This window comes from Sphingomonas sp. BK036 (genome assembly GCF_004216825.1).
GTDB lineage: Bacteria > Pseudomonadota > Alphaproteobacteria > Sphingomonadales > Sphingomonadaceae > Sphingomonas.
The window spans coordinates 1,137,589-1,156,703 of the sequence record NZ_SGXR01000003.1 but is presented as its reverse complement, the minus strand read 5'-3'; the positions used below and the strand labels follow the sequence as shown (position 1 = coordinate 1,156,703).

The following is a 19,115-nucleotide window of genomic DNA, read 5'->3' as shown; positions in this document are numbered from 1 at the left end:
GATGGCCGAGACCGAGACCGTCGACGCGCTGAGCCCGGTCGAGATGCGCGATCCGTTCCTGCGCAAGGAGCTTAAACGCGCGATGATCTGGCTCGGGCTCGCCTGCGGGATTGCGCTGTTGATCGTGCTGGTGCAGCCGTTGCTGATCATCTTTGCGGGCGTGGTTTTCGCGGCCCTGCTCGATGGCGGTGTGCGGCTGCTCGGGCGGGTGCTGCCGATCGGACGCGGGTGGCGGTTGCTGATCGTCGTGGTGCTGACGTTCGCGTTCCTTGTGGGCACATTCATCCTGACCGGCGTGCAGGTGACCGAACAGGTGACGCAGCTGCGCTCGACGCTGGAGATGCAGGCGAACCGCTTCACCGGCTATCTGACGTCGCAGGGGCTGATGCCGGGCGCATCGGACGTCAACGGGATCGTCAAGGAGGCGCTCGGCTCGGTCGGGCGCGTGACGTCATGGGTCGGCACCGCGATCGGTGCGATCACGAGCATGTTCATGATCCTGATCCTGGGGCTGTTCATCGCGATGGATCCGGGCACCTATTCGCGCGGGCTGCAGTGGATGGTGCCGGTCGACCTGCGCGCCGAATTCGCCAGGACGCTGGTCAAGATGGGCGAGACGTTGCGGCGGCTGCTTGCCGGGCGCCTGCTCGGCATGGCGGTCGAGGGTGTCGCGAGCGGGATCGCGCTCGCGATCGGCGGCGTGCCGATGGCGATGTTGCTCGGCATCATTGCCGGTATCCTGGCGTTCATTCCCAATGTCGGCGCGATCGTGACGGGCGTGCTGATGGTCGCGGTCGGGTTCAGCGCGGGCGTCGACACGGGATACTGGGCGATCGGCACGTATTTGATCGTCCAGACGATCGACGGCTATGTGATCGTGCCGATGGTGGCCAAGCGCACCGTCGACCTGCCGCCGGCCCTGACGCTTGGCGCGCAGATCCTGGCGAGCGCGCTGTTCGGGATATTGGGGCTGGCGCTGGCCGACCCGATGACCGCGATGATCAAGACTGCGCTCGAGCGCCGATCGGAGCGGGAGGAAGAGAAGGCCGAGGCTACCGCCTGACGAGCTGATCGAACAGCGCGAGGTAGCGGTCGGCAGAGTCCGCTCCCGGTTGCGGGACCGGGTCTGGTCGCTGCGCGGTAGGGCTGAGCCAGGTATCCAACGCCGCGACCAGACCCGCGGCATCGTCCCGCGCGACGATCGTCCCCCGATCGGAGCGGTCGATGATTTCCGCCACCGCGGTGCTGGAGTCGGTCGAGACGACGGGCGTTCCGACCGACAGCGCCTCGCGCAGTACGCCGGGCGCACCTTCATACTCCGACGTCAGCGCCAGCACGTGCGCGCGCGCCATGACCGGCAGCGGATCGCCGCTATGGCCGAGCAGCAGGACGCGGTCCGGCAGATCGAGCGCGCGGATCTGCGCCTCGATCGCGCTGCGCATCCCCCCTTCGCCGAGGATGACGAGCGGCACAGTCCGGTCCGCCAGCAGCGGCAGCGCGGCGATCAGCCGGTCCCAGCGCTTTTGCGGTTCGAGCCGGCCGACGCCGAGAATGTAGCGCGGCGGGAGATCGGGCAGCGCGGCGGGGATCGGCACCGCCGGCGGGTTCGGGATGACGCTGGTCCGCCCGACCATGTGCGTCGCGCGCGCGGCCTCGTCCGCCGTGGCCGGGGTCATCGCGACGAGGTGATCGAGGAAGCGCCCGTGACCCGCGAGCCAGAGCTGGTGCGCGGCGTGCATCACCCGGCCGTGATCGGCGCGCGCGGGCGCGTTGGACATCTTGGCGACGATCGGCGGGCAATGTCGCCCGAGCCGCAGCCGGGTCCATGCGGCGATCCCGGTATAGAAATTGCCGGGGCAGAAGATGACGTCGGGCGCGAGACGCCGTACGACACCGGGCAGCGCAAGCAACCGCGAGGGCGTGACGATCTCCAGCCCGTCGGGGAGTTCGGCCGCCAGGGGCCCGTCGATCGTCTCGATCGCCAGCGTCACGCGACGCCCCGCCGCCAGCCAGCCGCGCGCGAGGCGCAGTTGCGCACGTTCGACGCCGCCACCGCGCAGATCCTCCGCATAGGTCATGATGTGCCGTGCGGTCGGCGATCCGATCAGGGCTGACATATCGCGGTCATCATAATGCGCGATGGATAAAGCGGAGATCGCGACCGATTGAAACCGACTTTGCGTGCACCTGTGTTGCCGGGCGGCTATTATGTCCGACCGCCAGCGTCGAAACGGCTTTAAGGGCAATGGCTTGAGGAACGACGAGTGAGTACGCGCATGGCGAAGACAAGCGAGCCCGAGGGCTATGCGGAGATCGCGCGCGTCGGGCTCGAGCCGCTCAAGACGCTGGGCAGCCGTTGGCCCGCGATCATCGGTGCGGTGCTGACGGTGGCGATGATCGTCGGGCTGGGCCGCGAACTGCTCGGGCATGGGCTGGCCGGGCTGTCGCGCTCGGTCCCGCAGGATCCGCGTTTTTATCTGTGCTTCGGGTTGCTCTACATGTCGCCGCCGACCGGTGACTATGTGATCTTTCGCCGGTTGTGGGGCATCCCGCTTGGCGGCCTCGTCGCGCTGATCAAGAAGCGGATCGCGAACGAAGTCGTGTTCGGTTATTCGGGCGACGCGTATTTCTATGCCTGGGCGCGGGCCAAGGCGCGGATGGTGGCATCGCCGTTCGGCGCGGTGAAGGACGTCACGATCCTGTCGGCGATCGCGGGGAACGCGATCACGCTTCTGCTGGTGGCGATCGCGCTGCCGCTCGGCCGGCATCTGCTGACGCACGACCAGTTCCGGACGGTGCTCGGCTCGGCGGCGGTGACGCTGGCGATCTCGCTGCCGTTCCTGATCTTCTCGCGCCGCGTGTTCTCGCTGCCGCGCGCCAAGCTGTGGTGGGTGTTCGGGATCCACTGCATCCGGCTGCTGTGCGGATCGGTGCTGATCGCGTTTGCATGGCATTTCGCGCTGCCGGGCGTGCCGGTGGGGATGTGGCTGTTCCTCGCCGCCGGGCGATTGCTCGTGTCGCGGCTGCCGCTGGTGCCCAACAAGGACCTGCTGTTCGCCAACGCCGCGATTTTGCTGATCGGGCAGGATCAGGCGTTGTCGGAGCTGATCGCGTTCACCGCCGCGCTGACGTTGGTGGTGCATGTCGCGCTGATCATCCTGTTCGGCATCCATGCCGCGCTGACGCGGTTGCGCGCATGATCCGCGGGTGTGTTGCGCTGGCCGCGATCGTCGGGCTTTCGGGATCGGCCGGGGCGCAGGTGCTCGGCAGCGACGCGGCCGCGTGCCGGCCCGGCGCCGCCATGGACGGGGGCCCGGCGATCGCGGTCGAGATCACCGGGCTGAAGGATCGCACCGGCGAACTGAAGCTCGAACTCTATCCCGGCAACGAAGCGGATTTCCTGAAGGGCGACCGCGTGCTGATCGCAGCGGGCAAGACGTTTCGCCGGGTGGTCGTGCCGACGCCGGCGACAGGGTCGATGACGATGTGCATCCGGGCACCGCGGCCGGGCCGCTATGCCCTGTTGCTGACGCATAATCGCGACGGGAAGAACAAGTTCAGTTTCTGGACCGACGGCGCCGGGTTTGCGAGCAACGTGAAGCTCGGCCGGTCGCGGCCCAAGGTGGAGCAGGCGCTGGTCGAGGTCGGCGCGGGGGTGACGACCGTGCGGATCACTGCGCAGTATCTGCGCGGGCTCGGCGGCTTTGGACCGATCGGACCGCACTGATGCGGATCGTCGATGTCAACGAGTTCTACTCGCCGACCGGGGGCGGCGTGCGGACCTATGTTGACCGGAAGATGGGGATCATGGCGGATATGGGCCATGAACTGATCGTCGTCGCGCCGGGCAGGGAGCACCGCGTCGAGGAGCGGCCGGGCGGCGGGCGGATCCTGTATCTCAAATCGCCGGGAATGCCGTTCGATCGCAATTACGGTTTGTTCTGGGACGAGCGCGCGATCCACCGCGTTCTCGACGATCTCGATCCCGACGTGGTCGAGTGCTGCTCGCCGTGGCGGCCGGCGTGGTTCGTCGGCGACTGGCAGGGGCGCGCTGTAAAGTCCTTCTTCATGCACAACGACAATATCGCGGCCTATGCGCAGCGCTGGTTCGCGGGTGTGGCGAGCCACGACCAGATCGAGCGCGGGTTCGGTTGGTACAGCCGGTACATGAGCCGCTTCCTCGAGAAATATGATGTCGTCGTAACCAACGGCCCGGCGCTCGAGAAGCGATTGCGCGCGCGCGGCGTGAGGATCGACGCGGCGATGCCGCTGGGGATCGAGCGCGGGCATTTCTCGCCCGAGCTGCGCGACACGCGGTTGCGCGCGGCGCTGCTGCGGCAATGCGGGTTGCCCGAGGAGGGGATGCTGTTGCTCGGGCTCGGGCGGCATCACGGCGAGAAGCGCTGGCCGCTGGTGGTCGATGCGGTCGCGCGGGCGGGGGCGACTCTGCCGGTCGGACTGGTGCTGATCGGGACGGGCGCGCAGAGCAAGGCGATCGCGCGGCGGATCGGCGGATCGCCGCATATCCGGATGTTCGCGCCGGTCTATGATCGCGAGCGGCTCGCGCGGATCATGGCGAGTTGCGATGCGCTGATCCATGGATCGGAAGCCGAACCGTTCGGACTGGTCGCGTCGGAGGCGATGGCGTCGGGGCTGCCGCTGATCGTGCCCGATACGGGCGGGTGCGCGGAGGTGGCGGACCGCCATGCCAGCGAGCTGTACGCGGCGCGCGATGCTGAGAGCGCGGCGGCGGCAATCGGCCGTTTGTTCGCGCGCGATCGCATTTTGCTGCAGCGCGCGGCGGCGGTGGCGGCGCGGCATGTCCGCAGCGACCGCGAGCATGCGGTCGAGCTCATGGACTATTATGCGGGACTGGTCGCGGCGAAGCAGGGCGTGCGACGTACAGCGTGAAGCGGGTGCCGGGTACCGGTAGTGCTTGGTATCCGCGGCGGATCGCATAGGCGGCGAGCAGCGCGTCGATCCGGTCGTCGCCGCTGCTCCACGCGCCTTCGCCGCCGGTCAGGATCGCGCGCGGATCGCCGAGAAGACCGAGTCGCGCGTGCGAGACGAGGTGGAGTCGGCGTTCCTGCCGGGCATCGAGCAGCGCCGTACTGCGAAAATAAAAGGGGCCGGGGGCGAAGCGCGGGTCGATCGCCATTCCGGGGAGGAATTGTGGGGAGAGCGTTGCCACCCGGCCGGTGACGTGCGCGCGGTCCAGCGTCGCGCGCACCGCGGTGGCGGTCCGCAGCGCGTCGCGCATCGGGACGCCGCCGTTCGCCACGGCCTCGACGGTCGGGGCGAGGCCGGCGCAGGCGAAGACGATTACGGCGATTTGCATTGCCTTGCCGGGCGGGTGCGCGTGCCAGACCAGCGCCAGGCGCACGAACAGGGCGGGCAACATCGGCAGCAGATATTGGCGCCATGTCGGCACCGGTGTGAGCGCTGCGATCAGGCCGGCGAGGATCAGCAGGTCGAAAATCAGGTGCCCGCGGTGGCGCCTGCCCGTGGTGGCGACGATCGCCAGCAGGGCGGGGCCGAGCGCGAGGAACTTGAGCGTGTCGATGAGCTTTGCCGCGGTCGACAGCTTCCAGGGGCGCGCCTGATACCATTCGGTCGGCGCCTGACCTGGAAAGCCGAGCACGCCGAACAGGAAGGCTTCGGGGGCCTGGAGGAACAACGCGCCTGTGAGTGCCGCGAAGGGGAGCGCGCCGAGCAGCGTCCACCAGGGGCGGCGGTCGGCGCGGAACAGAGTCCAGAGGCCGTAGGCGAGCGCGGGCAGCGCATAGGAGATCTTGGCGGCGGCGGCAGCGGCGAGCAGTGCGCCGATCACGAGCGCGTCGCGGCGGCGCGCTTGCTCGCGTGCGGTTCTGACGATGGCGGGGAGCGCGAGCGTGAGGCAGGCGGCGGGGAGCGCGTCGTTGCGCGCAGTGCCGATGCTGAAGAGCAGGATGTCGCAGGTGGCGAACAGCCCGGCTGCGATGGCGGCGGCGCGGGGGCCGGCGCCGCCGATTTGCGCGGCGCGGTGGACTGCGGCGATCGTGGCGAGCCCCAGCAGCGCATTGGCGATGCGGAGCGCCGGCCAGGTCCACGCGCCGGCGAGCAGCGCGAGGGGGGCCAAGAGATAGGGCTGGAGCGGCGTCTGGAGGTAGGCGAAGTCGCGATAGGGGATGAAGCCGTGCGCGGTCAGCAGCGTGGCGGCGACATATTGGCTCTCGTCATGGTCGACCGGGCGGAGGAGGGCGAGGGTGACGAACAGGATCGCCAGCGCTGCGAGTAGCGGAAGGGTGTTCGCCCGCGAAAGCGGGTGTCCAGGCTGGGCACCCGCCTTCGCAGGTGAACATGCTTGGGGAGGGGGGGGCTCCATCACTCAGTCCCACCCCGGCGGAGGCCGGGGCCCAATTGGGGGACGGTCATGATTAGGGACGTCGCTTCGTTACCAGGGCCTTCCCAATTGGGCCCCGGCCTTCGCCGGGGTGGTGGCGAAAGTCGGGGGGGCGGCATGTGGGGCACGAGTCAGGCTTTTACGGCGGTCAGGAAGTAATCGAGGCTGGTCGAATCGCTCAGCGCGAACCCGGTCGCCGGCGAGAAGCTCAGCCCGCGTGTGTCCGTCACGCGGAGCCCCGCGTCCTTCAGCAACGCGGTCAGTTCCTCGGGCGTCAGAAACTTGTTCCAGTCGTGCGTGCCCTTGGGAATCGTGCCGGTGCCCTCCGCCAGCGTGATCATCGCGAGCCGCGACAACGGCGTGCGGTTGGGCGTCGACAGGATCAGCAGGCCGCCGTCCGCCAGCACGCGCGCGAGACCATGGACGAAGCCGGCAGGGTCGCTGACATGCTCGATCACCTCGAGGCTGGTGACGAGATCGAACTGGCCGACGAGCCCTTCGACGCCGCCCGCGCGATAGTCGATCGCCAGACCGCTCTGCGCTGCATGAATTTCCGCCACCCCGATATTCTCGGGCGCGGCGTCAATCCCCGTCACCGCCGCGCCGAGCCGGGCGAGCGGTTCGCAGAGCAATCCGGCGCCGCAGCCGACGTCGAGCGCGGTCTTGCCCGCCAACGGCGTGAAGCTCGACCCGTCGCCACCCCAATGCGCGTCGACCTGCTCGCGGATATAGCGCAGCCGCGGCGGGTTCAGCTTGTGGAGCGGCGCGGACGAGCCCTTGGGGTCCCACCAGTCCTTTGCCATCGTGCCGAAATGCGCGGCCTCGCGCGGATCGATTGTTGCGCCGTTTACGGTGTCACTTGCCAGTATCATGCGCGCTACCTATCAGGGCCGCCGCTTCGACCCAAAGGGATTTGCGCAGTTCATGGCCCGTATCGTGATGAAATTCGGCGGCACGTCGATGGCCGGGATCGAGCGTATCCGCAACGTCGCCGCGCGCGTGAAGCGCGAAGTCGATGCGGGCAACCAGGTCGCGGTCGTCGTCTCGGCGATGGCGGGCGAGACCGACCGGCTGGTCGGCTTCTGCCGCGAGGCGTCGTCGCTGTACGATGCGAAGGAATATGACGTCGTCGTCTCGGCCGGCGAGCAAATCACGAGCGGGCTGCTCGCGATCGCTTTGCAGGCCGCCGGCTGCAAGGCGCGGTCGTGGCTCGGCTGGCAGCTGCCGATCAACACCTCGGACGCGCATGGCTCGGCGCGGATCGGCGAGATCGACACGGTCGCACTCGATGCGAGCCTTGCAGACGGTGTCGTCGCGGTCATTCCTGGGTTCCAGGGCGTTGCGGACGGCCAGCGCGTTACCACGCTCGGTCGCGGCGGGTCGGATACGTCGGCGGTCGCGATGGCGGCGGCGATGAAGGCGGATCGCTGCGACATCTATACCGACGTCGATGGCGTCTACACGACGGATCCCCGGATCGTCCCTCGCGCGCGCAAGCTCGGCAAGGTGACGTATGAAGAGATGCTGGAACTCGCCAGCGTCGGTGCCAAGGTGCTGCAGACCCGGTCTGTTGGCCTGGCGATGAAAGAGAATGTGCGCGTGCGCGTGCTGTCTTCCTTCGAAGACGGCGACACCAATGACGGTCACCGCGGCACGTTGATCGTGGGCGAAGAGGAAATCGACGATATGGAACGCCAGCTCATCACCGGCATCGCGCACGACAAGAACGAGGCGAAGATCACACTGACCCAGGTCAGCGATCGCCCCGGCTCGGTCGCGGCGATCTTCGCGCCGCTCGCGGACGGCGGGATCAACGTCGACATGATCGTCCAGAACGTGGCGCATTCGACCGGCTCGACCGACGTCACCTTCACCGTGCCCGCCGCGGACCTCGCGCGCTCGCTCGATATCCTCGACAAGGCGAAGGACGCGATCGGCTATGCGACGATCGTCCACGACACGCGCGTTGCCAAGGTCTCGGTGGTCGGCGTCGGCATGCGCAGCCATGCGGGTGTCGCCTCGACGATGTTCACGACGCTCGGCGAACGCGGGATCAACATCCAGGCGATCGCGACGTCGGAAATCAAGGTCAGCGTGCTGATCGAAGAGGATTACACCGAACTCGCAGTGCGCGTGCTGCACACCGCGTACGGTCTCGACGCCGAGGATGCGGCTTGAAGCCTGACGCCGTCACCCCCGCTTACCCCGCCCCGTCACCCCAGCGGAAGCTGGGGTCTCCTGCGGCAAGGGCGCGCGGTATCACCGGGAGATCCCAGCTTTCGCTGGGATGACGAATGTGGTTGGGATGACCGACAGGTTTGCAAAGACCGGCAGATATACGAACACCGGCAGAGCTGCGACGATAGGGATGGATGCATGACGATCGGTACTGAGCGGCTCCAACGCCGGATGGCGCGCGGCGCGGAATTCCTCGGGTCCGAGGTCGCCATCCTCGGCGGTGCGATGTCGTGGGTGTCCGAGCGGCATCTCGTCTCGGCGATCTCGAACGCCGGCGGGTTTGGCGTGATCGCGTGCGGCGCGATGACGCCCGCGCTGCTCGATACCGAGATCGCGGCGACCAAGGCGCTAACGGACAAGCCGTTCGGCGTGAACCTGATCACGATGCACCCCGATCTGTTCGAGCTGATCGCGGTGTGCGCCAAGCACAAGGTCGGCCATGTCGTGCTCGCCGGTGGCCTGCCGCCCAAGGGCAGCATCGAGGCGATCAAGGAAACCGGCGCGAAACTGATCGCGTTCTCGCCCGCGCTGGCGCTCGCCAAGAAGCTGATCCGCAGCGGCGTCGACGCGCTGGTGATCGAGGGCATGGAAGCCGGCGGCCATATCGGCCCGGTCTCGACCAGCGTGCTCGCGCAGGAAATGCTGCCCGAGATCGCCGATCAGGTGCCGGTGTTCGTCGCGGGCGGGATCGGCCGCGGCGAAGCGATTGCGGGCTATCTCGACATGGGCGCGGCGGGCGTCCAGCTCGGCACGTTGTTCGTGTGCGCGACCGAATCGATCGCGCATGCCAATTTCAAGAAGGCGTTCATCCGCGCGTCGGCACGCGATGCGATCGCCAGCGTGCAGATCGATGCGCGGCTTCCGGTGATCCCGGTTCGCGCGCTGAAGAATGCGTCGAGCGAGCTGTTCACCGCCAAGCAGCGTGAGGTTGCCGGGCATCTCGACGGCGGCCGCGTGGAAATGGCCGAGGCGCAGTTGCAGATCGAGCATTACTGGGCAGGCGCGCTGCGCCGCGCAGTGATCGACGGCGATGTCGAGCATGGCTCGGTGATGGCGGGCCAGTCGGTCGGCATGGTCAAGCGCGAGGAGCCGGTCGCGGATATTATCGCTGGACTGATGGCGCAGGCCGCGTCGGCGCTGGAAGCGCGCGCGGTCTGACTACCGATCCTCCTTCTGGCGGGGGAGGATTAGAAGATCATCACGCGGCCATGCCCCTCCACTACCACCCCGGCGAAGGCCGGGGTCCAATTGGGGGACGTCACTGAAGGAAGTCGCGCTTCGTTACCGCAACCTCTCCAATTGGGCCCCGGCCTCCGCCGGGGTGGTAGTGATCCGGGACCCCGCGAGCCCCCGGCCCAGCACGGCCCCAACCCCGCCCGCTCTCCACTCGCCGCAAACCGCGTACGGCTTACGCCTCGTTAACCTTATGCGTGGCAAAGAGTGTCCGGTCGGGGGACGTTACGAGGTGTTGTGATGAGTCGTCGGTTTGCGTTGCTGTCCGTTACCGCGCTTGGCCTGCTGGCCGGCTGCGCCCAGAAGCCTCGGACCGTGGCGGCGGTCGCGCCGCCCGTCATCATGGTGCCTGTGCCCGCGCCGGTGATGCCGAAGGGCGCGTCGCCCACCATCGTCATTCCGGTCGCGCTCGCCGACGGCACCTACCCTACGCCGAATCGCAACCTGACGACCGCCGCCAAGGTCTGGCATCTGCGCGCAGCGCTCAACGTCGCCGCGCTTGCGTGTCGCGGGCCGCAGGAACTGGTGATCGTCGCAGGCTATAACGCGCTGCTGTCGGCGCAGAAGCCGGTGCTCGCCAAGGCCGAGGCGACCTATGCCAGCGAATACAAGTCGGGCGGCGGCGATTGGCAGGATCGCTACGACGATTCGATGACGCGGCTGTACAACTTCTTCTCGCAATCGCCCGCGCGCGACGACTTCTGCACGGCGGCGAATACGGTTCTCGCGCAGAGCGCAGGCGTTTCGGCCGAGGCGCTGCCCGCCTTCGCCGCGCAGAACCTGCCCGTCCTCGAGCGGCCATTCACCGATTTCTACCGCGCGGTCGATGCGTGGCGCGGTCGCGCCGTACCGCGGCCGGTCCAGCCCGTGATGGCCGCGCGTCAATATGCGTCGAACACGCCGGTCCAGCCGATCACGCAGGCGCGCCTCCAGCCGGTCTCGCAGCCGGTGCCGCCCGCGCAGCCCCGGCTGAAGCTCGACGCCAGCGTCTTCCAGTAAGTCGGCGGAAATCCTCCCCCCGCTTTCCGGGGAGGATAGTATCGCCCCGTATCGCGACGATGTGCAGCAAAGCTTGGCTTCCCTGCAAAGACTGGGTTAACAGCCGCGGGAATGGCTGAGGTTTCAGATCGTCCGGCGGAAGGCCGCTTCGAAGGGCGCGAGCACCGGTTTCCGGTGCGCGTCTATTTCGAGGACACCGATCTGTCGGGCGCGGTCTATCACGCCAATTATCTGCGCTACATGGAGCGTGCGCGCTCGGACATGCTGCGGCTCGGCGGGATCGACCAGCGCGCGGCGTTCGAGGCGGGCGAAGGCTCCTATGCGATCGCGAATCTGGCGATCCGTTATGCCGCACCGGCCCGGCTCGACGACGCGTTGATCGTCGTCTCGCGGATGACGCAGGTGCGTGCAGCCGGGGTCGCCATTCATCAAAGAGTCATGCGCGACGGGCTTGTCTTGGCCGAGGCGGACGTGGTGGCGGCATTGGTCGCCCCCAATGGCCGCCCGCGCCGCCAGCCGCGCGCCTGGATCGATATTTACGAACGCCTTGTCTGGCAGGGGGAAGCATGAATCCGGTGTTGACTATGGATAGCGCGACGCTGTCGCCGATCCACTTGTTCCTCCAGGCCGACTGGGTGGTGAAGGGCGTGATGATCGGGCTGCTGCTCGCCAGCATCTGGACCTGGGCGCTGATCGTCGCGTTCTGGCGGCGGATCGGCAAGACGCGCAAAGGCATGACCCGGTTCGAGCGCGATTTCTGGAAGGCCGAGGATATCGACGTCTTCTACAAGGCGGAGGGCGAGAGCGAGCTGCCGTCGGCGCGCGTGTTCGCGGCGGGCGTGACCGAATGGCGGCGCTCGACCGCGGGCGGCACGATCGACAAGAGCGGCACGCGCGAGCGGCTGGCGACCACGATGGGCGCCGCGGTCGCGGGCGAAATCGACAAGCTGTCGGACCGGCTGAACGTGCTCGCGACGGTCGGCTCGGTCGCGCCGTTCGTCGGGTTGTTCGGTACCGTCTGGGGGATCATGCGCAGCTTCACCAGCATCGCGGCGGCGCAGAACACGTCGCTGGCGGTGGTGGCGCCGGGCATCGCGGAGGCGCTGTTCGCGACCGCGATCGGACTGTTCGCGGCGATCCCCGCGGTGATTGCGTACAACCGGTTCAGCCACGGCATCAATCGGATCGAGGCGAGCCTCAACCGGTTCGCCGACGGCTTCCACACGACGCTGAGCCGCCAGCTGGACGGCTCGCGATGAGCGCGACGCAAATCCTCCCCGGCACGGGGAGGGGGACCGCGACGCGCAGCGGCGTGGTGGAGGGGGTTCTCCACGCAGCACAGTGTCTGTGGGACCAACTCCTCCACACACCGCAGTGTCTGACGCACGCCCCCACCACCAGCTTCGCTGGTCCCCCTCCCCGCGTGCGGGGAGGATTTTAGGATGGCGATGAACCTTCCTTCTTCCCGCGGGCGCGGTCGTCGCGCGCCGATGGCGGATATCAACGTCACGCCGCTGGTCGACGTGATGCTGGTGCTGCTGATCATCTTCATGGTGACCGCACCGCTGATGACCGCAGGCGTGCCGGTGAACCTGCCCGACGCGCGCGCCAAGGCGCTCGACCAGGAGCAGAAGCCCGTCGAGATCTCGATGGACGAGACCGGCGCGCTGTTCATCGACAAGGATCAGGTCACCGACGACGCGCTGCCGATCCGGCTCGCGTCGATCGCCGCCAGCCGTGCGGTCGGCGACGAGCCGCAGGTGTTGCTGCGCGCGGATCGGAAGCTCGATTATGGCCGCGTGATGCGCGTGATGGGTGAACTCAACCGCGCCGGGCTGAACCGGGTCGCGCTGGTGACCGTCGAGGGTAATCAGAACTGATGGCGCTCGGCTGATGGATCGCTCGGAGAAGATCGGCTTAGGCGTCGCGCTGGTCGGGCATGTCGTGCTGTTCGGCCTGTTGTCGGTCGGGTTTCTCGATGCGCCCGAACCGCCGAAGATCCAGCAGCAGCCGATCGACGTGAGTCTCGTCCCCGACTTCGCGCTCGAGGCGACCGCGCCGCAATCGACCGAAGCGCCCGCGCAGTCGATCGCGCCGGATGAGGGGGCGCCTGAGGATGCCGCGCCGCCGGCGCCAGAAGAGGCCGAGCCCGAGCCGCAGCCCGATCCGATCCCGCCTGCGCCGCAGCCCAAGCCCGCGCCACCCAAGCCGGCGCCCAAGCCGCAGCCGGCGCCCGAACCCGCGCCGAAACCGCAGCCCAAACCCAAGCCTGCGCCACCAAAGCTCGCTGCGAAGCCGGCGCCGGTCGCCAAGCCTGTCGTGAAGCCGCAGCCTAAGCCTGCGAAAGCGCCGCCCACCAAGTCTGCGCCCACGAAGGCTGCACCGGCTAAATCCGCTCCGACCAAGTCCGCGGCCAAGCCGAGTGCCGCGCCGGCCAAGACGTCCTCCACGTCGGGCAAGACGTCGTCTGCGTCGTCGGCCAAGCCCGCCAAGCCGTCCGCGACCAAGGGCAGCGGCTCGACCGCGGAGGCCAAGGCGTCGCGGCCGCGCGGCTCGCGGCTCGGCGACAATTTCCTGAAGGGGCTGTCGGCCGATCCGTCGCCGAGCAAGTCGGAAGCGCCCAAGGCGGCCAAGCTCGGCGCGCAGGCGGCGGCGAATATCGGATCGGCGATCCTCCGGCAGGTGCAGCCCTGCGCCAACCGTCAGGTCACGCCGGGGCCGGGCGCCGAGCGGATTCGCGTCACGATCAACCTGAAGCTCAACCGCGACGGCACGCTGAAGTCGCGGCCGACTATCAGCGGCCATGCCGGCGTCGACGACGACAACCGGCGCTATGTCGACCGCGTCGACGATCTGGCGATCGCGACCTTTGTCGGGTGCTCGCCGCTGCGCGGTTTGCCCGACGACCTGTATGATGTGCAGAATGGCTGGAGCAATTTCAGCCTGCGCTACAAACTTCCCGGCTGAGGATGTCCGTTATGACTCGATTCGATCTGGGTTTTCGCCCGTCACGCCAGCCGCTTCCAGTTGAGAAACTCCACCCCGGCGCAGGCCGGGGCCCAATTGGGAAGGCCAATGTAATGATGCGCAACGCGCCCTCAGCGGCGTCCCCCAATTGGGCCCCGGCCTTCGCCGGGGTGGGGGCTGTGTTGGGCAGACGTAAGGCTCGATCGATCCTCGCCTCGGTCGGTTTGCTGGCCTTTGTCTCGGGTGCCGCCTCCGCACAGGATGCTCCTGCACCCGCACCCCAGCAAGCGCCCGCCGATCCCGCCGCACCAGCCCCGGGGGGCGACCAGTCCGGCGGCCTCGTGGTCGACGTCACCGGCGGTATCTCCGCGCCGATGCCGATCGCGATCCCCGTCATGCCGACCGCCGCGGTCGTCTCGACGCCGGCGGGATCGACCGACGTGCTCGGCCGACAGCTCGCCGATATCGTCACCAACGATCTGCGCAATTCGGGGCTGTTCACGCCGCTCTCGCCCGGCCAGCTGCGCCCGATCACCTTCCCCGAAGTCACTGCGCCGGGGTTCGATTATTGGGGCAGCACGGGCGCGCAGGCGCTGGTGCAAGGCTTCATCCGCGCGAATGGCGACGGCAATCTGACGGTCGGCTGCTATCTGTACGACGTGTCGTCCAAGGCCGAATTGACGCGGACCGGGTTCGTCGTGCCGCCGTCCGACTGGCGTCGCGCAGGCCATAAATGCGCCGACATGGTCTATACCCGGCTGACCGGCGAAGGCGCGTATTTCGACAGCCGCGTCGTCTATGTGTCCGAGACGGGGCCCAAGGGGCGCCGGATCAAGCGGCTCGCGATCATGGACCAGGACGGCGCCAACCACCGCTTCCTGACCAACGGGCAGTCGATCGTGCTGACGCCGCGGTTCGCGCCGAACCAGCAGTCGATCGTCTATATGAGCTATCTCAACAATCGCCCGGCAATCTATGTCTACGATATCGGCTCGGGCAAGCAGCGGCTGGTCGTCGCGAACGCCAACCTGACCTTTGCGCCGCGCTTCTCGCCCGACGGCCGCAACATCCTGTTCTCGATGGCGCAGGGTGGCAATACCGACGTGTACCGCGTGTCGTCGCAAGGGGGCACGCCGCAGCGGCTGACGAATTCGCCGGGGATCGATACCGGCGGCAGCTATTCGCCCGACGGCTCGAAAATCGTGTTCGAGAGCGATCGCTCGGGCGGGCAGCAGATCTACGTGATGAACGCCGACGGATCGAACCAGCAGCGGATCAGCTTCGGCGGCGGGCGCTATGCGACGCCGGTATGGAGCCCGCGCGGCGACCTGATCGCGTTCACCAAGCTCGGCGGCGGGTTCCGGATCGGGATCATGAGCCCCAGCGGCGGCGGCGAGAAGCTGCTGACCAACGACTGGCAGGACGAGGGGCCGAGCTGGTCTCCGAACGGGCGCGTGATCAACTTCTATCGCTCGGGACGCGGCAGCGGCGGCAAGGCGGATCTCTGGTCGGTCGACCTGACGGGCGTCAACGAGCGCAAGATCCCGACGCCGCTCGACGGCTCGGATCCGGCCTGGGGCCCGCTGCGGCCCTAAACCTGCTATGGGGGCATAACGGGGAAACGTGATTTTCTACGGGAGACTATCTATGTCGAAGCTTTCCAACATCTTGCTCGCGTGCACCGCGCTGATCGCCGTGTCCGGCTGTGCCAAGAAGCGCCCCGCGGTGCTGCCGCCTGCACCGGTCGACAATAGCGGTTCGGTCGATCCCAATGCGGGCATGAACAACGGCAATGTCGGCGGCGCGATCGTCCCTGGGTCGGATGCCGATTTCCAGCGCTCGGTCAGCTCGAACACGGTGAACTTCGCGCTCGACATGTACGACATCGATCCGACCGCGCGCGCGATCCTCGACAGCCAGGCGCAGTGGCTGGCGAAGTTCCCGAACCAGCGGATCACGATCGAAGGCCATGCGGACGAGCGCGGCACGCGCGAATACAACCTGGCGCTCGGCGATCGTCGTGCGAACGCGACGAAGAACTATTTGGCGGCGCGCGGCGTGTCGTCGTCGCGGATGACGACGATCAGCTATGGCAAGGAACGCCCGGTCGCGATGGGCTCGGACGACCAGAGCTGGGCGGCGAACCGCCGCGCGGTTACGGTGGTGTTGAACTGAGGGCAATTTGCCGCGTGTGCTGACAAGGCGATCGCCTTGCCAGCACGCGCGGCAAATATTCCGTCATCTTGACGAAAGTCAGGATCCAGAGCCATGAAGGGCGACGCCCGTTACTCTGGATCCTGACTTTCGTCAGGATGACGAGGCTTGGGTGTGGTTATCGTCCTCGCGTTTCGAGAATGCGTCAGCTGAGCGCCTTGTCGAGCAGTCTCGCCAGGCGGATGCCCCCGCGGCGGATCTCTTCGCGCGAGACCGGCACCATCTTCGCGATCGTCGCGTCGTCCATCTTCACCCGCGCAGGCACCGTGCCGCACGCGTCGCCGCCGAGTGCCGCCGCATAGGCGGTATGCGAGGCGTCCCAGCTCTCCCGGCTCCAGTCGACCACCGTCCCCGCGCCGATCTTCGCGCGCTCGGCCGCCGGATAGCGCCGTACCAACGAGGGCGGCGTCGAGATCGCGCGCTCGGCCAGCGGGCCATCCCAGATCGAATGCAGGTTGAATCGCGCGGGACCGTAGATGCCGTAGTCAGCCTTCACGTCGTTCCCGCCCTTGTCGTGGCGGTCGCCGGCGTGGAGCGGCTGATGGAGATCGCCGACGAAGTGGATCAGGAACGCCAGCGCCTGGACGCGGTCCTTCGGCGCGGTGCCGCGATCGCGCAGGAGTTTCACGTCGCGGTCGATCTGCGCCGAGACGCAGTCGCCGTCCTTGCACGCGGGCGTCAGGTCGAACGGCGCGCAGACGTCGGCGTCCTGGAAATGCCAGGTGTACGCAAAGCCGAAGCGCGACTTGCCGTCGGCGGTCTTGAGCGGCTTGATGCAGTCCGCCCAGACGCTCGCCTGCTCGATCGTGCCCGCGGGGCATTCGGGCGTATCGAGCAACGCCTGTTGCGCGAGTAGCCGGCGGATCGCGGCCTTGGTCTTCGGCGTGACGTTGGCATAGGCGATCTGCGCGACGGTCTGGTGACCATATTCCCAGAACGCGGCGGCGGGGGAGGCGAGGCCGGTAACGGCCAGCGCGGACGATGCCGCGGCGAGGATAAAGCGCTTCATGTCGGCTCGTTAGCGTAGATCGCAACGATCCGGCTACCCGCGGACGATGCCGTGCCGCGATACATGCCAACGGTGTTGAAGCCCCATGCCATGTCCCCGTCGGGCCCCGCGACGATCACCCCGCCGGTGCCGCCGAGCGCCTTCACTTCGGCCAGCACCGCGTCGGCGGCGACTTGCAGCGATTCGCCCGAGAGGCGGACGCGCGCGGCGATCTCATGGCCGACGCCGACGCGGAGGAAGAACTCGCCCGAGCCGGTGCACGAGACCGCGCAGGCGCGATCGTCGGCGAAGGTGCCCGCGCCGATGACGGGCGAATCGCCGATCCGGCCCCAGCGCTTGCCGGTCACGCCGCCGGTCGAGGTGGCGGCGGCGACATGGCCGTGCGCGTCGCACGCAACCGCGCCGACCGTGCCGTATTTCATGTCGACGTCGAACCCGCCGCCATCGGCCTGGAACTCGGCGAACTGGCGCGTGCGCTCGGGCGTGGCGAACCAGTCCGCCCCCGCCTGTTCGAGCCCGTGTTCGCGCGAAAAGGCGTCGGCGCCAGCACCCGCGAGAAAGACGTGCCGGCCATCGTCGAGAATCGCGCGCGCGAGGCCGACCGGGTTGCGCGTGGCGGTCGCCGCCGCGACGGCCCCCGCGGCGCGCGTGCGCCCGTCCATGATCGCGGCGTCGAGCTCGAGCGTGCCGTCATGCGTGAACACCGCGCCGCGTCCCGAATTGAAGTGGAGGTCGTCCTCCAGCACGCGGACCGCGGCCTCGACCGCGTCGACCGCGCTGCCGCCGTCCGCCAGCACCGCCGACCCCGCGTCGAGCGCCTGCGACAGCCCGGCGCGCGCACCCGCGTCCTGGTCGGGCGAGACCATCTCGCTGTCGAGTTTGCCGGCGCCGCCGTGGATAACGAGAGTCCAGGTCATGCTGAGTCTTTCGAGGGGAGGGCGCGCAGGCCGATGAGCGGACGGAGCGGCGCGATGCCGCGGCCGATACGGTAGAAGGCGATGCAGCCGACGATCGTCGCGGCGAGCAGGCAGGCGAACTCCGCCCAGCCGGGCAATCCAGCGGGGAGCAGCGCGTACATGACGAGCACGATGATCGTCTGATGGATGAGGTAGAACGGGAACACCGCCTCGGTCAGCACCGGGCGCCAGCGATGGTCGCGGTTCCAGTGGCGTTCGGCTATCCCGATCAGCGCGACGATCGCGCCCCATTGCTCGAGCGCGTGCGCGACGCCGTAGGGCGTATAGACCCAACGCGGCGTGACGACATCCGCGGGCCAGCGAAGCTCGACGCCGATGACGCAGAGATAGCCGATCACCGCGGCGATCGCGCCCGTCTTCCACCAGCGCCCAATCGCCGCCATCGCCGGTTCGGAGCGCGCTAGGCCGAAGCCGAACAGGAAGGCGGGAAAATAGGTGACGTGCGCGATCCAGTCGCCCCATAGCGCCTGGGTCTCGCCGACCATGCGCAACCACCAGGCATGGACGAACACGAGCCAGGCGATCGGCACGACAAGCACTGCCCAGCCGCCGAAAATCCGGTCGAACGCGCTTTGCAGCGCGTCGCCCCGCACGACCAACACCGCGATCGTCAGCAGCGCCGTATAGACCCAGAGATAGACCACGAACCAAAGGTGGTTCCACGTCGGCAGCGACAGCCCGGCGAGCTTGCCGAAGCGGAAATAGTCGTGGGCCCAGAACGTCAGATAGCTACCGGCATAGCCATGCTTGGTGACCAGCTCGACCCAGGGTTGCGGCGGCACGATCACCGCGATGCCGAACAGCAAAGGCACGAGCAGCCGGTAGCAGCGATTGGCGAAGAACGCGCCCGCGCCACGCGACCGGTTCAGCAGCGCGCGGCTGGCATAGCCCGAGACGACGAACAGCAGCATCAGCCGCCACGCGTTGCTCGCCAGCATCGGCAGCCGCACCCAGTCCTCGACATGGAGCGACTTCACATGGAAGTTCCACGGCACGAAGACCATGCCGATATGGTAGAGGATCAGCAGCGCGAACGCGCCGATCCGCAGCCAGTCCATGCCGTAATGCCGGGTCATCGCAGCGCCCTAGGGGGCGG

Annotated in this window: 19 protein-coding genes; 13 read left to right on the top strand and 6 right to left on the bottom strand. The window is 68.0% G+C overall.

The genetic code is table 11. From position 1 onward, the window contains the following. Position 1: 1 nt before the first annotated feature. A complete protein-coding gene (locus tag EV283_RS05435; protein ID WP_130323269.1) occupies positions 2 to 1,063 on the top strand; it encodes an AI-2E family transporter in 1,062 nt (353 codons plus the stop codon). Here the strand turns inward: EV283_RS05435 and EV283_RS05430 are convergent. Further along, entirely contained in the window at positions 1,053 to 2,117 is a 1,065-nt protein-coding gene (locus tag EV283_RS05430; protein WP_130323267.1) for a glycosyltransferase, read from the bottom strand. The two genes, EV283_RS05435 and EV283_RS05430, sit on opposite strands and share 11 nt — an antisense overlap. 159 nt (positions 2,118 to 2,276) lie before the next feature. On the opposite strand from EV283_RS05430, the gene EV283_RS05425 reads away from it, so the two are divergent. The 3 genes from EV283_RS05425 to EV283_RS05415 are packed head-to-tail and all read left to right on the top strand — an operon-like array spanning position 2,277 to position 4,911. Next, entirely contained in the window at positions 2,277 to 3,200 is a 924-nt protein-coding gene (locus tag EV283_RS05425) for a hypothetical protein (RefSeq protein WP_107956554.1), read from the top strand. Next, entirely contained in the window at positions 3,197 to 3,727 is a 531-nt protein-coding gene (locus tag EV283_RS05420; RefSeq protein WP_130323265.1) for a DUF2141 domain-containing protein, read from the top strand. The genes EV283_RS05425 and EV283_RS05420 overlap by 4 nt, the downstream gene beginning before the upstream one ends. After that, on the top strand, positions 3,727 to 4,911 hold the full coding sequence (locus EV283_RS05415) for a glycosyltransferase (protein ID WP_130323263.1): 1,185 nt from the start codon (positions 3,727 to 3,729) through the stop codon (positions 4,909 to 4,911). Before EV283_RS05420 ends, EV283_RS05415 begins: the two co-directional genes overlap by 1 nt. On the opposite strand, the gene EV283_RS05410 is transcribed toward EV283_RS05415, so the two are convergent. Together EV283_RS05410 and ubiG are read right to left on the bottom strand one after the other, a co-directional pair. Continuing rightward, positions 4,853 to 6,364, bottom strand: a complete 1,512-nt coding sequence (locus EV283_RS05410) for a glycosyltransferase family 39 protein (protein ID WP_242615791.1) — start codon at positions 6,362 to 6,364, stop codon at positions 4,853 to 4,855. The genes EV283_RS05415 and EV283_RS05410 overlap by 59 nt on opposite strands. 149 nt (positions 6,365 to 6,513) lie before the next feature. Next, entirely contained in the window at positions 6,514 to 7,254 is a 741-nt protein-coding gene (gene ubiG / locus EV283_RS05405) for a bifunctional 2-polyprenyl-6-hydroxyphenol methylase/3-demethylubiquinol 3-O-methyltransferase UbiG (RefSeq protein ID WP_130323261.1), read from the bottom strand. A gap of 52 nt (positions 7,255 to 7,306) precedes the next feature. Between ubiG and EV283_RS05400 the strand changes: the two genes are divergently transcribed. The 9 genes from EV283_RS05400 to pal all read left to right on the top strand — a co-directional run bounded on the left by EV283_RS05400 (position 7,307) and on the right by pal (position 15,994). Continuing rightward, positions 7,307 to 8,560, top strand: coding sequence for an aspartate kinase (locus EV283_RS05400; protein WP_130323259.1), 1,254 nt, complete (start codon positions 7,307 to 7,309; stop codon positions 8,558 to 8,560). 198 nt (positions 8,561 to 8,758) lie between these two features. Beyond that, on the top strand, positions 8,759 to 9,778 hold the full coding sequence (locus EV283_RS05395) for a nitronate monooxygenase (protein WP_130323257.1): 1,020 nt from the start codon (positions 8,759 to 8,761) through the stop codon (positions 9,776 to 9,778). Between the two features lie 315 nt (positions 9,779 to 10,093). Then, on the top strand, positions 10,094 to 10,852 hold the full coding sequence (locus EV283_RS05390; protein WP_130323255.1) for a hypothetical protein: 759 nt from the start codon (positions 10,094 to 10,096) through the stop codon (positions 10,850 to 10,852). A gap of 111 nt (positions 10,853 to 10,963) precedes the next feature. Then, positions 10,964 to 11,422, top strand: a complete 459-nt coding sequence (locus EV283_RS05385; protein ID WP_107956560.1) for a YbgC/FadM family acyl-CoA thioesterase — start codon at positions 10,964 to 10,966, stop codon at positions 11,420 to 11,422. Beyond that, on the top strand, positions 11,419 to 12,111 hold the full coding sequence (tolQ, locus tag EV283_RS05380) for a protein TolQ (protein ID WP_056412755.1): 693 nt from the start codon (positions 11,419 to 11,421) through the stop codon (positions 12,109 to 12,111). Before EV283_RS05385 ends, tolQ begins: the two co-directional genes overlap by 4 nt. A gap of 183 nt (positions 12,112 to 12,294) precedes the next feature. Further along, positions 12,295 to 12,732: a protein TolR gene (gene tolR / locus EV283_RS05375; protein WP_055882060.1), complete on the top strand. Its 438-nt coding sequence runs from the start codon at positions 12,295 to 12,297 to the stop codon at positions 12,730 to 12,732. A gap of 13 nt (positions 12,733 to 12,745) precedes the next feature. Next, positions 12,746 to 13,819, top strand: a complete 1,074-nt coding sequence (locus EV283_RS05370) for a cell envelope biogenesis protein TolA (protein ID WP_130323254.1) — start codon at positions 12,746 to 12,748, stop codon at positions 13,817 to 13,819. A gap of 179 nt (positions 13,820 to 13,998) precedes the next feature. Then, entirely contained in the window at positions 13,999 to 15,414 is a 1,416-nt protein-coding gene (gene tolB, locus EV283_RS05365; protein ID WP_242615790.1) for a Tol-Pal system beta propeller repeat protein TolB, read from the top strand. A gap of 52 nt (positions 15,415 to 15,466) precedes the next feature. Then, positions 15,467 to 15,994 carry a peptidoglycan-associated lipoprotein Pal gene (gene pal / locus EV283_RS05360; protein WP_056412750.1) on the top strand — a complete coding sequence of 176 codons (528 nt, stop codon included), beginning with the start codon at positions 15,467 to 15,469 and terminating at the stop codon, positions 15,992 to 15,994. Between the two features lie 184 nt (positions 15,995 to 16,178). Here the strand turns inward: pal and EV283_RS05355 are convergent, their stop codons facing one another. Genes EV283_RS05355 through EV283_RS05345 form a run of 3 tightly spaced genes read right to left on the bottom strand, consistent with a single transcriptional unit; the run spans position 16,179 to position 19,095 of the window. Beyond that, positions 16,179 to 17,042, bottom strand: a complete 864-nt coding sequence (locus tag EV283_RS05355; RefSeq protein ID WP_130323252.1) for a S1/P1 nuclease — start codon at positions 17,040 to 17,042, stop codon at positions 16,179 to 16,181. Then, complete coding sequence (locus tag EV283_RS05350) at positions 17,039 to 17,959, bottom strand: isoaspartyl peptidase/L-asparaginase (protein ID WP_130323250.1); 921 nt, start codon at positions 17,957 to 17,959, stop codon at positions 17,039 to 17,041. The genes EV283_RS05355 and EV283_RS05350 overlap by 4 nt, the downstream gene beginning before the upstream one ends. Next, the gene (locus tag EV283_RS05345) at positions 17,956 to 19,095 is read right to left on the bottom strand and encodes an acyltransferase family protein (RefSeq protein WP_130323248.1); all 1,140 of its coding nucleotides are present in this window, start codon (positions 19,093 to 19,095) and stop codon (positions 17,956 to 17,958) included. The genes EV283_RS05350 and EV283_RS05345 overlap by 4 nt, the downstream gene beginning before the upstream one ends. Positions 19,096 to 19,115 lie beyond the last annotated feature (20 nt).

Bases quoted from the DNA above. Each gene is read 5' to 3' on its own strand.
- EV283_RS05385 (WP_107956560.1), top strand. From the start codon at position 10,964: ATGGCTGAGGTTTCAGATCGTCCGGCGGAAGGCCGCTTCGAAGGGCGC.
- EV283_RS05390 (WP_130323255.1), top strand. From the start codon at position 10,094: ATGAGTCGTCGGTTTGCGTTGCTGTCCGTTACCGCGCTTGGCCTGCTG.
- EV283_RS05415 (WP_130323263.1), top strand. From the start codon at position 3,727: ATGCGGATCGTCGATGTCAACGAGTTCTACTCGCCGACCGGGGGCGGC.
- EV283_RS05420 (WP_130323265.1), top strand. From the start codon at position 3,197: ATGATCCGCGGGTGTGTTGCGCTGGCCGCGATCGTCGGGCTTTCGGGA.
- EV283_RS05350 (WP_130323250.1), bottom strand. From the start codon at position 17,959: ATGACCTGGACTCTCGTTATCCACGGCGGCGCCGGCAAACTCGACAGC.
- ubiG (WP_130323261.1), bottom strand. From the start codon at position 7,254: ATGATACTGGCAAGTGACACCGTAAACGGCGCAACAATCGATCCGCGC.
- EV283_RS05355 (WP_130323252.1), bottom strand. From the start codon at position 17,042: ATGAAGCGCTTTATCCTCGCCGCGGCATCGTCCGCGCTGGCCGTTACC.
- EV283_RS05345 (WP_130323248.1), bottom strand. From the start codon at position 19,095: ATGACCCGGCATTACGGCATGGACTGGCTGCGGATCGGCGCGTTCGCG.
- EV283_RS05370 (WP_130323254.1), top strand. From the start codon at position 12,746: ATGGATCGCTCGGAGAAGATCGGCTTAGGCGTCGCGCTGGTCGGGCAT.
- EV283_RS05400 (WP_130323259.1), top strand. From the start codon at position 7,307: ATGGCCCGTATCGTGATGAAATTCGGCGGCACGTCGATGGCCGGGATC.
- EV283_RS05430 (WP_130323267.1), bottom strand. From the start codon at position 2,117: ATGTCAGCCCTGATCGGATCGCCGACCGCACGGCACATCATGACCTAT.
- EV283_RS05410 (WP_242615791.1), bottom strand. From the start codon at position 6,364: ATGGAGCCCCCCCCTCCCCAAGCATGTTCACCTGCGAAGGCGGGTGCC.
- pal (WP_056412750.1), top strand. From the start codon at position 15,467: ATGTCGAAGCTTTCCAACATCTTGCTCGCGTGCACCGCGCTGATCGCC.
- EV283_RS05435 (WP_130323269.1), top strand. From the start codon at position 2: ATGGCCGAGACCGAGACCGTCGACGCGCTGAGCCCGGTCGAGATGCGC.
- tolR (WP_055882060.1), top strand. From the start codon at position 12,295: ATGGCGATGAACCTTCCTTCTTCCCGCGGGCGCGGTCGTCGCGCGCCG.
- EV283_RS05395 (WP_130323257.1), top strand. From the start codon at position 8,759: ATGACGATCGGTACTGAGCGGCTCCAACGCCGGATGGCGCGCGGCGCG.
- EV283_RS05425 (WP_107956554.1), top strand. From the start codon at position 2,277: ATGGCGAAGACAAGCGAGCCCGAGGGCTATGCGGAGATCGCGCGCGTC.
- tolQ (WP_056412755.1), top strand. From the start codon at position 11,419: ATGAATCCGGTGTTGACTATGGATAGCGCGACGCTGTCGCCGATCCAC.